The sequence below is a fragment of the Halomonas nitroreducens genome (assembly GCF_003966155.1).
GTDB classification, from domain to species: Bacteria; Pseudomonadota; Gammaproteobacteria; order Pseudomonadales; family Halomonadaceae; genus Halomonas; species Halomonas nitroreducens.
Map to the genome: position 1 here is coordinate 91,758 of NZ_RXNS01000015.1, position 14,643 is coordinate 106,400.

Here is a 14,643-nt window from a genome sequence, read left to right on the forward strand (position 1 = left end):
GGGGCGGGGCCATCGGGGGAAGGATGTGCATCCCCGAGCCGCATGGTCCGGCAAGCTGCAATGAACCATCAAAAAAGCGGCGCCATGGGGCGCCGCTCAACAAGCCAGGTCACTCGGACGCTTCGGCTCCGACTCAGAAGTCGACCTGGTACCCGAGGGTGAGGGTCCGACCGCGCCCCTTGAAGTAGTAGTCGTCGCTGACGCGGGCCGCCTGGGAGTAGTAGGTGAAGTAGTCCTCGTCGGTGAGGTTCTCGATACCCAGGCTGGCGCGGCCCACCGGCAGGCGATAGGTCAGGGAGGCGTCTGCCAGGCCATAGCCGTCGAACTCGAGCTCGGGATCGTCGACGCTGCGGTCGAAGTAGTAGCGGTACTGCAGGTGCGAGGAGAGTTTCTCGCTCCAGGCGGCGCTCCAGCCCAGCTTCAGGGTGTCCGGGGCGATGTTGATGCCGGTCAGCTCGGTGTCCACGCGGCCATCGCCGTCGGTGTCCGATTCGCCCTCGGCATGGGTGTAGGACAGGCTCAGCTCATGGGCGTCGTTGAGGCGAGCATCGCCGGTGATCTCGAAGCCCTGGATCTCGGTCTTCTCGCGGTTGCCGACCCAGACACCATTCTCCTCGGTCAGGCGCTCGCCGAAGTCGGAGTTCGACTCGTAGTAGCTCAGCTCGAGCCCGTAGCGGTCCCAGTCGAAGCGGGCGCCGATCTCGCGGTTGTCGGTGACGATGGGCTGCAGCGTCAGCAGGGTATCGACGTCCTGGCCGGGGGCCTCGATGCCGCGCAGCACCCGGCCCACGTCGGGCATGCCGAAGCCCTCGGAGTAGTTGGCGTAGAGCTGGGCCCAGTCGGTGGCCTGGTAGACCAGGCCGGCGTTGAACAGGGTCTCGTCGAAGTCGGGGCTGCCGCCGTCGACATCCACCAGGTCCTGCGTCACGTCCTTGGGGTCGCCATCGTCGGTGGTGCGATCGAGGGTGCTGAAATCGTCGACGTTCAGCTCGGCCTGCTCGTGGCGGACCCCCGCGTTGACGCTCAGGGCGTCGGTCAGGGCATAGTCGCCCTGCAGGAAGACCGCATAGTTGCGGAACTGGCTTTCCGGGACATAGGTGCGGCCGGTATGCACCAGTTCCTGGCGGGTCTCGTCCTGGAGCAGGTCGAGGCCGGTGGTCAGGGTCAGGCGATCGTTAAGCAGGCCGTCCCGGGACAGGGTGAACTTGGCGCCCACCTTGTCGGACTCGTTGCGGGTCTGGTCGAAGCGGGTCTCGCCGTCGACCTGGTAGGGGAAGTAGGGCGTGGTGGCGAACCGGGCGCGAAAGCGCTGGCTGTAGAGCTGGGCGTCCAGGCTGTTGCCGAGCAAGTCGGTGTGGGAATACGACAGCCGGGCGGTGGTGACCTCGTTATAGCCAGGCTCGCCATCCGGGTCGCCCTTGCGTGCGGTGGTCGCGATGCCGGCATCACGATCGCCGGGCACCGGCACGTAGTCGCCGTCACCCTCCAGCTCGAAGTGATTGACTGCCACCTCGAGATTCTGGTCGTCGTCGAACCAGTAGCCCGCCTTGGCCAGCAGGTCGTAGCTGGTGGAGTTCTGGAGCTCGCCGGGGTAGGCAATGCCCACGCGCTCGTCGTTGCCGTCGTAGAAGACACCGCGTTCCTGGCGGCTGGCGGCTACCAGGTAGTCCCAGTCGCCGTCCTGGCCGCTGAGGCGATAGTCGAGCTTGTGGCCGAAGCCATCCGACTCGAAGTCGTCGTCGCTGGTCAGGCTGACGCCGGCATGCTGGCGGACCCCGGCGCCGTCGGGACGCTTGGTCACGTAGTTGATGATGCCGCCGGTGGCCCCCAGGCCATGCTCGGCGCTGGCCCCGTGGATGACCTCGATGCGCTCGACCATGGAGAGGTCGATGGTATAGCTGTCGCGGGCGCTGTCGCGCAGCGGGTTGCTCTGGGGGACGCCATCGACCAGGAACAGCGGCGAGCGACCGCGGAAGGACTCGCCGGCGTTGGAGAGCTTCTGGCGACTGGGCGAGTAGGAGGGGATCAGGTTACTGAGCACCTGGCCGGGGTCCTGGGTGATCGCCAGCTGCTGCTCGATCTGTTCGCGGGTGATGATGGTGACCTTCTGGGAGGTCTCGCCCTCGGTACTCTTGCTACGGGTGGCGGTGATGACGATGGGGTTCAGCTCGTCACCGCCGGCCGCTTGCTCGGACTCGGTGCTCGTGGTGGCCTGGGCGAGGGCCGTGGCGGGCAGGGCGGAGAACAGCACGAGGGGCAGCAGTCGCGTATGAGGCGATAGAGAAAGGGTGGGCATCTGACGGGCGTTCCTTGGTTGATCCTGAATGGCGCGAGTGGCTTGTTGTTGTGAGAGCTCGCGAATGACGCTGATATAGAGCGGATCAAATGATAACGATTATCATAATCGTTTTCAAAGTATTCTGTCGCCGCCACGGGCGGGGCTGGCAGCCTCGGGGAGCTCCAGCGCCGATGCCCCGGCGCCGGGGCATCGGCTAGAGGCGGCGCAGCCCCCACATGAAGTAGGCGCCGCCGAGCAGCGAGGCCACCAGGCCGGCGGGGATCTCCTCGGGGAACAGCCACTGGCGGCCCAGCCAGTCGGCCAGCACCATCAGCAGCGCCCCGGCCAGGGCGGCGCCGAGCAGATGTGCGCCGGCCCGGGAGAAGCCCAGCAGCCGGGCCAGGTGCGGGGCCAGCAGGCCGACGAAGGAGAGCGGCCCCACCACCAGGGTGGCCCCGGCGGTGAGCAGCGCCACCAGCAGCAGCAACACCAGGCGAGAGCGGGCCAGGGGTACGCCCAGGGCCGTGGCGGTGGCCCCGCCCAGGGGCAGGATGTCCAGCCAGCGGGTCAGCGGCGCGGCGACCAGGGCCAGCAGCAGGGCCGCCACGCTCACCACCAGGGCACTGGTCAGGTCGACGTAGTAGGTGGACCCGGACAGCCAGGCGATGACCTGCTGCCCCCGCGGATCGCCGCCGGCCAGCACCACGGCCTTGACCGCCTCGAACAGGGCGGTGATGGCCACCCCGGTGAGCAGCAGCCGTTCCGGCTGGAAGCCGCTCTGGCGGTTCAGCCCCACCAGTACCGCCAGGCTGGCGAGTGCCCCGAGGGTGCCGGCGGCCACCAGGGTCAGGTTGCTCGGGGCGGGCAGCAGGAAGATGGCGCCCATCAGGGCGATGGCGCTGCCGCCGCTGATGCCGAGCACCTCGGGACTGGCCATGGGGTTGGCGGTGAGGCGCTGGATCAGGGTGCCGGCGATGGCCAGCATCACCCCGCAACCGGCGGCTGCCAGTGCCCGGGGGGCTCGCCACTGCAGCACGTGCCAGTTGCTGGGGGCGACCCACTGCCAGCCGTCGGGGCCCTGGCCGGCCAGGACCGCGACCCCGGCGAGGCCCAGCAGGCCGAGGGCAAGTCCGCTGGCCAGGCGCCCGGGGGACGGATGCCGGCGGCCGAGGGCCCGGGCCTCCCGGGGCGGAGCCTCGCCGCCCAGGCGCAGCCGCGGGATCAGCCACAGCAGCAGGGGCGCGCCCAGGGCCGCGGTGGTGGCCCCCGTGGGAATCAGGGTGGGCAGGTGGCCCGAGACGCGCTGCAGCAGCAGGTCGGTGGTGGCCAGCAGCAGGGCGCCGAGCAGCGTCGACCAGGCGAGCCGCGCGCCCAGGCGCCGCGCGCCGGCCAGCCGCACGATGTTCGGGGCCGCCAGGCCGATGAAGCCGATGATGCCCACCACGCTGACCACGCAGCCGGTGAGGAAGACCGCCAGCCCCAGGCCGGCCAGGCGCAGGTGCTTGAGCGAGACCCCGAGGCTCCTGGCGCCGGCCTCGTCAAGCTCCAGCACCGCCAGCGGGCGCAGCAGCCAGGCCGCGGCCAGGGCGCCCAGCGCCAGGCGCGGCGCCAGGAAGGCGGCGTCCTGCCAGCCGTTCTGGGAAAGCGACCCGGCCCCCCAGATCAGCAGCCCTTTGAGCTCCTCCTGATGGAAAAGCAGCAGGACCATGGACAGGGCGCCGAAGTAGAGGTTGGCCACCAGGCCGCCGAGCACCACCACCACCGGCGCCAGGCCGCGCCGCCAGGCCAGGGCGAAGACCAGGCCCATGGCCATGCCCCCGCCGGCCAGGGCCACCCATTCCCGCCCCAGCCCCAGCAGGCCGGGGGCCATCAGGGTCGCGGCCATCAGCGCCAGGTTGGCGCCGCTGGCCACGCCCAGGGTGGTGGGGGCGGCCAGGGGATTGCGCAGCACCTGCTGCATCAGGACCCCGGCCAGCGCCAGGCCGCCCCCGGCGAGCAGGGCCATGGCCAGCCGTGGCCACCAGGCGTAGTGCAGCACCAGCGTCGCGGTCGCCTCGGCCGGGACGCTGGCGCGGAACAGGGCGGCGAGCCCTGTCACCAGGCCGGGGCCGGCGAGGAGGTGGTGGATGCCGAGGGCCAGCACCCCGAGGGCCAGCGGCAGGCAGAGGCGCCTCGGGGTCAGCCGGGGGCGCCACGGGCGACGGGGAGCGAGGACGTCAGGCGGCATCGTCGGGCTCCAGGGCAGTCACCAGCAGCTCGGCGAAGCGTGTCGCCGAGGGCAGAGCGCCGAAGCTCCAGACCGGCGGCAGCACGATGGGGGCCCCGCGGCTCGTCTCGACCAGGTGCTGCCACAGTCCGCCCTCGGCCAGGGCCTCGTGGACCCCGGCGGGATAGGGTTCCACCACCGCCAGGCGGGCATCGATGCCGGCCAGCGCCTCGATGCCCACCAGCGAGAAGCCCCAGGCGTTGGTGGGCCCGCTCCAGGCGTTGTCGAGGCCCAGCCGATCGAGCACCGCCTGGTAGAGGCCACCCGTGCCGAACACCCGCACATGGCGGCTATCCATGAACTGCACCACCAACAGGGGCGGTGTCGTCTCGGTGAGTCGCTGGCGCAGGGTGTCGAGCCGGGCCTCGGTGTCCTCGATCAGCCGCGTCGCCGCCTCGGGTCGCTCGACCAGGCGGCCCAGCGAGCGGGTCAGCTGGCGCATCTCGCTCCAGGTGTCGCGCCCGGGACTGTAGAGCGGCAGGGACTCCACCGGGGCGATGCGCTGGAGCCTGGGGGTCAGGTTGGCGAACATCGGCGAGATCAGGATGCGTTCCGGCATCAGGCCCGCCAGCAGCTCGAGGTTGGGCTGGCTGCGCAGCCCCAGGTCGGTGGTCGTGTCGGGCAGGGCCGGCTCGCCCACCCAGGCGTGGTAGGCCTCGACCTGGGCCACGGCACGGGGCGGGGTGCCCAGGGCTACCAGGGTCTCGGCGAGGGTCCAGTCGAGCGTGGCGAGGCGGGGCGGGCCGGCCGTGGCCGAGGTGGCCAAAAGCCCGGTCAACAGGCCGGAGAGCCAGCGGAGCCAGGGGTGTCGGTCAGGACGGCGAAGGCGAAGCAAGGCGATCTCCGGGCCTAGTGGGCGATGGCGACGCGGTGCTCGCCGGTCGGGTGGGCCATGACGTGCATGGGAATGCCGTAGATGGCCTGCAGGGTGTCGCCGTTCATCATCTCCGATGGCGCGCCCTGGGCCAGCAGGCGGCCGCCGTGCAGGGCCATCAGGTGGTCGCAGTAGCGTGATGCCATGTTGATGTCGTGGAGCACGATGATCACCCCGAGGCCCAGTTCCCGGCACAGCCGGCGGGTGAGGGCCAGCACCTCCACCTGGTGGGCGATGTCCAGGGCCGCGAGGGGCTCGTCGAGCAGCAGGAAGCGGCTGCCCTGGGCGAGCAGCATGGCCAGCCAGACCCGCTGGCGCTCGCCGCCGGACAGGGTATCGACCTGGCGGTCGGCGAAGGGCTCGGTATGGGTCAGTGCCAGGGCACGGTCGATGGCTGCCTCGTCCTCGCGGCCATGCCGGCCCAGCAGGCCATGCCAGGGATAGCGGCCGAAGCCCACCAGCTCGCGCCCGGTGAGGTTCTCGGCGGCGGGCAGATGCTGGGGCAGGTAGGCCACCCGACGAGCGAAGGCTCGATGACCCCAGGCCGTCAGCGGCTTGCCGTCCAGCTTGAGTTCGCCCCGGCTGGCGGCTTGCTGGCGGGCCAGCAGCTTGAGCAGGGTCGACTTGCCCGACCCGTTGTGGCCGATCAGGCCATGGACCCGGCCCTCATCGAAGGCCAGGTCGAGGGGATGCAGCAGGCACTGGCCGTTGACCTCGAAGGAGGCGGCGCGCGTTTCGATCATGGAAGGCTCCGCTAGCGGGAGGCCGCCACCCGGGGCGGTCCGTTGCGACGCAAAGCGTAAGGCAAACGAGAATTCTTATCAATGTTATCGGTTGGTCCGGCGACGTGCATGCCGTAGGCTTGAGCCCCCATCCACAAGGAAAGGCCCGATGTCGTCCACCGCTTCCAGTTTCCAGGCCCTGGGGCGCCTGCTGCGCTATGCCCGGGGATATCGGCGTCGCATCATCGCCGCCAGCGTCTGCTCGATCCTCAACAAGCTCTTCGATATCGCCCCGGAGATCCTGATTGGCGTGGCCATCGACGTGGTGGTCAACCAGGAGGAAAGCTTCGTGGCCGGGCTGGGCTTCACCACCGCCCAGCAGCAGATCCTGGTGCTCGGCGGGCTGACCTTCTTCATCTGGGCCGGCGAGTCGCTGTTCGAGTACCTCTTCCAGATCCTCTGGCGCAACCTGGCCCAGCGCCTGCAGGCCGACCTGCGCCAGGATGCCTACGAACACGCCCAGCGCCTGGACATGGGCTTCTTCGAGTCGCGGAGCTCCGGACAGCTGGTGGCGACCATGAACGACGACGTCAACCAGCTCGAGCGCTTCCTCGACGGCGGGGCCAACGCCATGATCCAGGTCGGCGTCACCGTGGTGGCCGTGGGCGCGGTGTTCTTCGTGCTCTCGCCGCTGATCGCCCTGCTGGCCTTCACCCCGATCCCGCTGATCGTCTGGGGGGCCTTCTACTTCCAGCGCAAGGCCGGGCCGCTGTATGCCGACGTCCGCGAACGGGTCGGCGACCTGTCCAGCCGGCTGGCCAACAACCTGGCGGGCATCGCCACCATCAAGAGCTTCACCGCCGAGGCCCGCGAGGCCGAGCGTCTCAGGGCCGCCAGCGAGGCCTATGTGGAGGCCAACCGGCGGGCCATCCGCATCAGTTCCGCCTTCATCCCGGTGATCCGCATGGCGATCCTCACCGGCTTTTTGGCCACCTTCACCGTGGGCGGCATGATGGCCCTGAAGGGCGAGCTCAACGTGGGGGCGTACGGCGTGCTGGTGTTCCTCACCCAGCGGCTGCTGTGGCCGCTCACCGGCCTGGCCCAGGTCATCGACCTCTTCGAGCGGGCCATGGCCAGCACCCGGCGCATCCTCGACCTGCTGGCCACGCCCATCCGGGTGCGCGACGACGCCGGCCAGGCGCTGGCCGAGCCGGTTCGCGGCGCGGTGACCTTCGAAGGGGTCGCCTTCCGCTACGGCGAGGGCGACGCCGGGGTCCAGGGCGTCGACCTGGCGGTACCGGCGGGGCACACCCTGGCCCTGGTGGGCGCCACCGGCTCCGGCAAGTCGACGCTGATCAAGCTGCTGCTGCGCTTCCACGACCCAGCCGAGGGGCGGGTGCAGATCGACGGCCAGCCGATCCGCGAGGTTTCCCTGGCCTCGCTGCGCCGGGCCATCGGCCTGGTCAGCCAGGACGTCTACCTGTTCGAGGGCTCGGTGCGCGACAACATCGCCTATGGCAAGCCGGACGCCGCGGAGGCCGAGATCGTCGAGGCGGCCAAGACGGCCGAGGCCTGGGACTTCATCCAGGCCCTGCCCCAGGGCCTCGACACCCCGGTGGGCGAGCGCGGCGTGCGTCTCTCCGGCGGCCAGCGCCAGCGCCTGTCGCTGGCCCGGGCGCTGCTCAAGGACCCGCCGGTGCTGGTGCTGGACGAGGCCACCAGCGCCGTGGACAACGAGACCGAGGCGGCCATCCAGCGCTCGCTCAGGCGCATCGGCCATGGCCGCACCGTGATCATGATCGCCCACCGCCTCTCGACCATCGTCCACGCCGACGAGATCGCCGTCATCGAGGCCGGCCGAGTGGTCGAGCGGGGCACCCATGCCGAGCTGCTCGCCGGCGAGGGCCGCTACGCCGCCCAGTGGCGCGTGCAGACCGGCGAGGTCGAGGCGGCGCCTGTCTCCCTGGCCTGATCGTCATCGCCATCCTGACTCCCTTCCTCGACCGGCGGCCCCTGGCCGCCGGTGCCGTTCTTGCGCGGGGCTCGGCACCAGCCAGGGCAGGGGGCGAACGAGCAGCAAGAAATAAATGTGAATCATTATTGGTTGTTGTGACCAATGCGAGTCATTATCATGCGCGTTCCCGTTGCATCAGAACTCAAGGCTTGCTCACATGTCTCATCCTGTTTCCCGTCTCTGCGGGGTCGATCCCCTCGCCCTGGCCGTGCGCCGGGCCCTCGGCCTGGCCACCGCCAGCGCCTTCGTGCTGATGTCGCCCACCCTGCTGGCCCAGCAGGCCGAGTCCGCCGAGGAACTCGAGACGGTCACCGTCGAGGCCGAGGCGCTGTCGATCGTCACCGAGGGCTCCGACGACTATCGGGTCTCGCGCACCAGCACCGCGACCCAGCTCGACCTGACGCCTCGCGAGACGCCGCAATCCGTCTCGGTGGTGACCCGCGCCCAGATCGAGGACTTCAATCTCGATACCATCAACGACGTCCTGGAGACCACGCCGGGCGTGACGGTGGAACGACTGGAGACCGACCGGACCTACTTCACCTCGCGGGGCTTCGAGATCTCCAACCTGCAGATCGACGGCCTGCGCGTGCCGATGCCCTACAACAACGTCCAGGGCGATGTCGACACGGCCGTCTACGACCGGGTCGAGGTGGTGCGCGGCGCCACCGGCCTGATGTCCGGTTCGGGCAACCCGGCGGCCACCGTCAACTTCATCCGCAAGCGGCCCACCGCGACACCCCAGGTGTCCGTCACGGGGACCCTGGGCAGCGATGACCACCGCCGCCTGGCGCTGGATGTCTCCGGCCCCCTCGACGATGAAGGCCGGGTGCGCGGCCGCCTGGTGGCCGCGGGGCAGGACGGCGACTCCTACCTGGATCGGCTGCATCGGGAGCGGGGCGTGCTGTACGGCGTCCTGGAAGCCGACCTGACGGACAGCACGCAACTGGCCCTGGGCCATACCTGGCAGCAGAACAACACCGACAGCAACATGTGGGGATCGCTGCCGCTCTACGACTCGGCCGGCGACCCGACGGACTATGATGTTTCCACTACCTCCGCGCCCGACTGGTCCTACTGGGACGTGGAGACCCAGCGCAGCTTCGTCGAGCTGACCCAGCGGCTCTCGGACGACTGGCAGATCAAGGGCACGGTGAACTACCTGGACATGGTGTCCGATACCCAGCTGCTCTACATCTGGGGGGTGCCCGATGCTGCCACGGGCACCGTCGACAGCAGCCAGCTGTTCATCAGCCAGTACGATCGCCACCTCGAGCAGTGGACCGCCGACCTGCATGCCAAGGGCGACGTCCAGGCCTTCGGGCGTCGCCATCAGCTGGTGCTGGGTACGGACTGGAGCGAGAGCCGCAACCAGCAGGAGTCCCGCTACCCCACCACGGCGCTGAGCGAGGGCCTGCCGCCGCTCGAGGAGTGGGACGGCAGCTATCCCGAGCCCGATGCCTGGATCGCCTATCCCTCCACCGTGGGGGATGCCACCATCCGGGAGCGCAGCCTCTACAGTGCCGGCAAGCTGGACCTGGCCGATCGCTGGACCGCCGTGGTCGGCGCCCGTCTGAGCTGGCTCGACACCGTGGGCGAGCAGTACGCCAGCTCCCAGGACACCAACCTCGACGAAGAGCTGACTCCGTATGCGGGCCTGATCTTCGACGTCACCGAGCAGGCCTCGCTCTACGCCAGCTACACCGAGATCTTCAATCCGCAGACCGAGATCGACGGCAATGGCGACTTCCTGGATCCCGTCGAGGGGGTGAGCTACGAGGTCGGGCTCAAGGCCGACGTCTTCGACGGCGGTGCCGATGCGGCCCTGGCGCTGTTCCGTACCGAACAGAACAACGTCGCCGAGCCGACGGGGGAGATGGTCGGTACCCAGCAGGTGCACAAAGGCGTCGACGGCATTACCAGCGAGGGCGTGGAGGTCACCCTGGCCGGCGAGCTGGCCCCGGGCTGGCAGGCCAGTGTCGGCTACACCTACCTGGAGATCGAGGACGCCGACGGCGAGGCCACCAACACCTATATCCCGCGTCATCTGGTGCGGGCCGCCACCAGCTATCGCCCGGCGTCACTGGACGCGCTCAAGGTCGGTGCCCGGGTGCGCTGGCAGGACGATATCGATCGGGAGCGTGACTTCGCCGATGGCAAGACCCGCCAGGAGGCCTACGCGCTGGTCGACCTGATGGCCAGTTACGACTTCAGCGACAGCCTGACCGGCTCGCTGAACGTCAACAACGTCACCGACGAGAAATACCTGACCAGCCTGAAGTGGGACCAGGCCTTCCACGGCGCCCCGCGCCACGTCATGGCCGAGCTGACCTGGACCTACTAAGGCCCGGAGCAGTTTAGCCAGGCCAACCAGGGCTCACCCCGGTGACGGGGTGGGCCCTTTGCGTTTCTGCGAGCAAGGCACTGCGGTGCTCGTGGGGGAGATAAGCGCCAGCCCATCCACGGGATCGCCTCGGCCATCCTCGGTGCGCTCGCAGGCTCGCTTCCGCTCGGACAAGAAAAACCGGTAGCCCGAGGGCCGCCGGTGTCGTCTTGCCAATGGCAGGGGAGGGACGGGGTCAGAAGTTATAGCTGACCGTCGCCTTCACGCTGCGTTCGGCGCCGAAGTAGCAGAAGTTGATGCTGCTGCAGCCGGAAACGTAGTCCTCGTCGAGCAGGTTGGTCACGTTGAGCCGGGTCGAGACGCCCTCGAGGCCCACCTCGGCCAGGTCATAGCCGAGGGTGGCATCGACCACGTAGTAGTCGGGCACCTTCTCGGTGTTGGCCTCGTCGGCGTAGATGTCGGCGTAGTAGCGCACGCCGAGGCCCGCATCCAGGCCGGCGAGTCCGCCCTGCTGGACGGCGTACTGCCCCCACAGCGAGGCCTGATGGCGCGGCACCCAGTTGTCGGTGTTGCCCTCGTTGGCATCGCCGGTCTTCTCGAGGGTCACGTCGGTGTAGCTGTAGCCGGCCTGCAGGCGCAGGTTGTCGGTCAGCTGGGTGTGGGCCTCCAGCTCGACCCCCCGGGACTCGATCTCGCCGGTGGCGCGGAAGAAGGTCTCGCTGGCGCGCTTGGTGGCGAGGTTTTCCTGGGTGATGTGGAACAGCGCCAGGCTGTAGCGGTCCTGGGTGCCGGTTGGCTGGAACTTCAGACCTGCTTCGACCTGCTCGCCCTGAGAGGGCTCGATCAGGTCGCCGTTCTCGTCGATGGCGGAGTTCGGGCTGAAGGAGGTGGTGTAGCTGGCGTAGGGGGCCAGGCCGTTGTCGAACAGGTAGAGCACCCCGGCGCGACCGCTGAACTGGGTATCATCCAGTTCGCTCTCGGCCCCGCTGTCGCGGTCGCTGTTGCTGACATCGACCCAGTCATGGCGCCCGCCCAGGTTCAGTCGCCAGTTCCCCTGCGCCAATTGGTCCTGGAGGTAGACGCCGGTCTGTTCGAGTTCCCGCTTGCGACGGATGTCCGGAAACATGGCGGTGGGCTCGGCGCCGTACTCGGGATCGAAGGCATCGATGGTGGGGAAGGCGCCCGAGCCCCAGACCACGTCGTTGTCGCGCTGCTGGTAGTCGACACCGGCCAGCAGGGTGTGGTCCACGGTACCGGTGGCGAGGCGGGCCTCGAGCTGGTTGTCCACCGCCAGTGCCTCCAGGGACTCGTCACCGCTGGAGAAGTAGCGGTTGAGCTCGGTGTCGTTGGCCCAGCCCCAGGCATAGACCTGCTCGAGCTCGACGTCGGATTCGGTGTAACGCAGCTTCTGGCGACCGGTCAGGGCGTCGTTGAAGCGGTGCTCCAGTTCATAACCCACCATGCGCTGCTCGCGCTCGAACTTGTCGAAGTCGTCCTCGCCCTCGAAGAAGGTATTGGAGACGCGCCGCCCGGCGTGATCCACCACCGTGCCTTCGAAGGGCAGGCCGGCATGGTAGCCGCCTTCCGGGTCCTTGTGCAGGTAGGCGTGCAGGGTCAGGCTGGTGGCATCGGTGACGTCCCAGGTCAGCTGGGGGGCGAAGGCATAGCGTTCCTCCTCCACCGGGCCGAACTGGGTGTCGGCGGCCCGGGCCAGGCCGGTCAGCCGGAAGGCGACGCGGCGCTCGTCGTCCAGCGGGCCGGTGAGGTCGAAGGCGGCGCTGCGCTGAGCATTGTTGCCGGCCCCGAGGCGCAGCTCGCCGCTGCGTTCGAACTCGGGGCGCTTGCTGGTCTGGGCGACCAGGCCGCCGGGAGAGGCACGGCCATAGAGCACAGAGGCGGGCCCCTTGACCACCTCGATGCGTTCCAGGAAGTAAGGGTCGATGACCAGCGAGCTGAAGGAGCCGCCGTCGCTCATCACCTTGAGTCCATCGAGGAAGGTATTGCTGACGCTACCGTCGGTGAAGCCGCGCAGCACCAGGTAGTCGTAGCGGTTGGAGGCGCCGACCTGGTTGGTGTAGACGCCCGGCGTGTAGTCGGCGGCGCGCTGCACGGTCGCGGCGCCGCGGGCCTCCCACTGCTCGTTCTCGACGATCGAGACCGACTGCGGCGTCTCGTTGAAGGGCGTCTCGGTCTTGGTGGCCGCCTGGGCGGTGACGGTCAGGGTGGAGAGTTGTTCGGCCTGTTCGGCCTGTTCGGCCTGTTCGGCCTGTTCGGCGTGGGCGACCAGGGCCGTGCCGGCGGCAACGAGGGATACCGCCAGCGCCAGCGGGCGTGGAGTGGGCATGAAGGGGTCCTGTAATGATACTGAGTGACTTTAGGTAATGAGAATTGTTCCCTTTTGCCTGGCCCGCGAGGTATGCGCAATGATCACTCGGCTATGCGGGATGCTCAGCTCGTCTCGGGAAGGGAACTCGGCGAATGGCCGAAGTGACGGCGGAAGGCGGTGGCGAAGTTGCTGGCGTGGCGGTAGCCGCAGAAGTGGGCCGCCTGCTGTACGCTGTAGCCCTTGCGCAGGTAGTCCCGAGCCAGGGTGAGTCGGCACTCGCGCAGGTAGTCGAACACCGAGCGGCCATAGGCCGCGCGGAACTTGCGCCTGAGGCTGGCGGGGCTCATGGCGGCGAGCTCGGCCAGGGACGCCAGGCGATGGTCGCCGGCGGGGTCCTCGTGTAGCGCCTCGCGGACTCGCTCCAGGCGCTCGCGCTCCTGGGGCGCCAGGCGCAGTGCGGAGGACGGCATGGGATCACCGAAGCAGCCGCCGTGGGCCAGCAGCTGCAGGCTCAGCCCCTCGAGCACCAGCCGCTGGGCCTCGCCCGGGAGCGGCGTGGTCAGGGCCTGCTCCAGGCCCTGGCGTAGCGGCTCGGGTAGTTGCCAGGCATGCAGGTGGGAAGCGGCGGGCGCCGGTGCCCTCGCCCCCAGCCGGGCCAGGCAGCCTTCGTCGAGGCTCAGGGTCAGGGCGCGCAGGCGCTGGCCAGCCGGCTGGGAGGCCTCAAGGCAGCGCTCGCCCTCGAGCCGCACGCTCAGCGCCATGCCGGGGCTGAGGGTAAGCGGGCCCTCGTTCCCCATGACCACCTCCGCTCGCCCCTCCAGCAGGACGATGATCGACAGCGGCGAGCTCGCCCTGGAGCGGGAGTCGTAGCGATGCAGTACCTCCACGTCGGAGGCGACCAGCTGCATGCCGTGTCGGGGGGCGAACTCGCGCACCAGGCCTCGTACCACCGGAGCCTTTGCCCGGGGCGAGAGGCCCGGGACCCGGTAGTCGAGGCCGTAGCGCCGGCCATAGGCCTGCAGGTCCCGGGGCGTGTGCGGGCGCACGCCGGCAGCGGGCAGGCTCATCCGGCCTCCTTCGCCGCCTTGCCGGCGCGCCGGCACTCCAGCGGGCAGTTGGCGCAGTAGCCGAGCTCGTCGATCAGGTAGCGGATGCAGCACAGCCGGCGGATCCGCGCGGGCGCCTCGGGCGCGTCGGGCGTGACATAGCGCACCGGCCGGTAGAGCGGGTTGCGGCGGCCGTCGGGCAGGGTTCGGCTCTCCATCAGCGCCTGGGCGGGCTCGCTCACGTCCGGGGCGGCCATGGGGTGGTCGGCCAGGGCGCCGGCGAAGTGCTCGAAGTAGTTGCCGGCGTTGCTCCAGAACACCTTGGTCGAGGCCCCGGTGGCCGTGGCCAGGGCCTCGACCAGCGGCGTCAGGTGGTCGTCGAGCAGGGTGGCGAAGCGCGTCAGGGCGCCGAGCTCGGCCAGCGGGCGGCCGGCGTGGTGCAGCTCGAGGCCGGTGGTCTGGCCCTCGGCGGATTGCACCAGGTGCAGGTCGTCCAGCCCCAGCGGCAGGTCGCGCTCGAGCAGCAGGTTGGCGGCCAGGCCATGAACCGCGAGACCGCTGAAGTGCCACTTGGACCATAGCGAGGCCACCGCCCGGCGGTCGCCGTGGCCATACTGGGCGCCGAAACGCGCGAACAGCGTATCCAGGTAGGCGGGGTCGAGCAGCATGCCGGCGGGCAGGGCGTCGGGGCCGGGCGTTGGTGCGACCCGGGGCGGCGTCAGGCCCTCCAGGGGGCCGATATAGAGCGTCGACAGCGCTTGGGTCATGGTGCC

General features: G+C 69.5%; 9 protein-coding genes. 2 read left to right on the top strand and 7 right to left on the bottom strand.

All coding sequences use genetic code 11. From position 1 onward, the window contains the following. Positions 1–133: 133 nt before the first annotated feature. The 4 genes from EKG36_RS15445 to EKG36_RS15460 all read right to left on the bottom strand — a co-directional run bounded on the left by EKG36_RS15445 (position 134) and on the right by EKG36_RS15460 (position 6,161). Entirely contained in the window at positions 134–2,296 is a 2,163-nt protein-coding gene (locus tag EKG36_RS15445) for a TonB-dependent receptor (RefSeq protein WP_126485688.1), read from the bottom strand. Between the two features lie 196 nt (positions 2,297–2,492). Then, positions 2,493–4,505: a Fe(3+)-hydroxamate ABC transporter permease FhuB gene (gene fhuB, locus EKG36_RS15450; protein ID WP_126485690.1), complete on the bottom strand. Its 2,013-nt coding sequence runs from the start codon at positions 4,503–4,505 to the stop codon at positions 2,493–2,495. Continuing rightward, complete coding sequence (locus EKG36_RS15455) at positions 4,495–5,379, bottom strand: ABC transporter substrate-binding protein (RefSeq protein ID WP_425459607.1); 885 nt, start codon at positions 5,377–5,379, stop codon at positions 4,495–4,497. The genes fhuB and EKG36_RS15455 overlap by 11 nt, the downstream gene beginning before the upstream one ends. A 14-nt stretch (positions 5,380–5,393) precedes the next feature. Then, the gene (locus tag EKG36_RS15460; RefSeq protein ID WP_126485692.1) at positions 5,394–6,161 is read right to left on the bottom strand and encodes an ATP-binding cassette domain-containing protein; all 768 of its coding nucleotides are present in this window, start codon (positions 6,159–6,161) and stop codon (positions 5,394–5,396) included. 148 nt (positions 6,162–6,309) lie between these two features. Here EKG36_RS15460 and EKG36_RS15465 point away from each other — a divergent pair, with 148 nt between their 5' ends. Continuing rightward, positions 6,310–8,112, top strand: a complete 1,803-nt coding sequence (locus EKG36_RS15465; RefSeq protein ID WP_126485694.1) for an ABC transporter ATP-binding protein — start codon at positions 6,310–6,312, stop codon at positions 8,110–8,112. A gap of 199 nt (positions 8,113–8,311) precedes the next feature. Next, a complete protein-coding gene (locus EKG36_RS15470; RefSeq protein ID WP_126485696.1) occupies positions 8,312–10,498 on the top strand; it encodes a TonB-dependent siderophore receptor in 2,187 nt (728 codons plus the stop codon). Between the two features lie 235 nt (positions 10,499–10,733). On the opposite strand, the gene EKG36_RS15475 is transcribed toward EKG36_RS15470, so the two are convergent. From EKG36_RS15475 to fhuF, 3 genes are all read right to left on the bottom strand, one after another. Then, positions 10,734–12,842 (bottom strand): TonB-dependent siderophore receptor, encoded by a 2,109-nt coding sequence (locus EKG36_RS15475; RefSeq protein WP_126485698.1) that lies wholly within the window; start codon positions 12,840–12,842, stop codon positions 10,734–10,736. A gap of 104 nt (positions 12,843–12,946) precedes the next feature. After that, positions 12,947–13,891: a helix-turn-helix transcriptional regulator gene (locus EKG36_RS15480; RefSeq protein WP_126485700.1), complete on the bottom strand. Its 945-nt coding sequence runs from the start codon at positions 13,889–13,891 to the stop codon at positions 12,947–12,949. Beyond that, positions 13,888–14,637 carry a siderophore-iron reductase FhuF gene (fhuF, locus tag EKG36_RS15485; RefSeq protein WP_126485702.1) on the bottom strand — a complete coding sequence of 250 codons (750 nt, stop codon included), beginning with the start codon at positions 14,635–14,637 and terminating at the stop codon, positions 13,888–13,890. Before fhuF ends, EKG36_RS15480 begins: the two co-directional genes overlap by 4 nt. Positions 14,638–14,643 lie beyond the last annotated feature (6 nt).

What these genes read in the sequence shown, in the direction of transcription:
- EKG36_RS15445 (WP_126485688.1), bottom strand. Translation starts at nt 2,296, where the DNA reads ATGCCCACCCTTTCTCTATCGCCTCATACGCGACTGCTGCCCCTCGTG.
- fhuB (WP_126485690.1), bottom strand. Translation starts at nt 4,505, where the DNA reads ATGCCGCCTGACGTCCTCGCTCCCCGTCGCCCGTGGCGCCCCCGGCTG.
- EKG36_RS15460 (WP_126485692.1), bottom strand. Translation starts at nt 6,161, where the DNA reads ATGATCGAAACGCGCGCCGCCTCCTTCGAGGTCAACGGCCAGTGCCTG.
- EKG36_RS15465 (WP_126485694.1), top strand. Translation starts at nt 6,310, where the DNA reads ATGTCGTCCACCGCTTCCAGTTTCCAGGCCCTGGGGCGCCTGCTGCGC.
- EKG36_RS15470 (WP_126485696.1), top strand. Translation starts at nt 8,312, where the DNA reads ATGTCTCATCCTGTTTCCCGTCTCTGCGGGGTCGATCCCCTCGCCCTG.
- EKG36_RS15475 (WP_126485698.1), bottom strand. Translation starts at nt 12,842, where the DNA reads ATGCCCACTCCACGCCCGCTGGCGCTGGCGGTATCCCTCGTTGCCGCC.
- EKG36_RS15480 (WP_126485700.1), bottom strand. Translation starts at nt 13,891, where the DNA reads ATGAGCCTGCCCGCTGCCGGCGTGCGCCCGCACACGCCCCGGGACCTG.
- fhuF (WP_126485702.1), bottom strand. Translation starts at nt 14,637, where the DNA reads ATGACCCAAGCGCTGTCGACGCTCTATATCGGCCCCCTGGAGGGCCTG.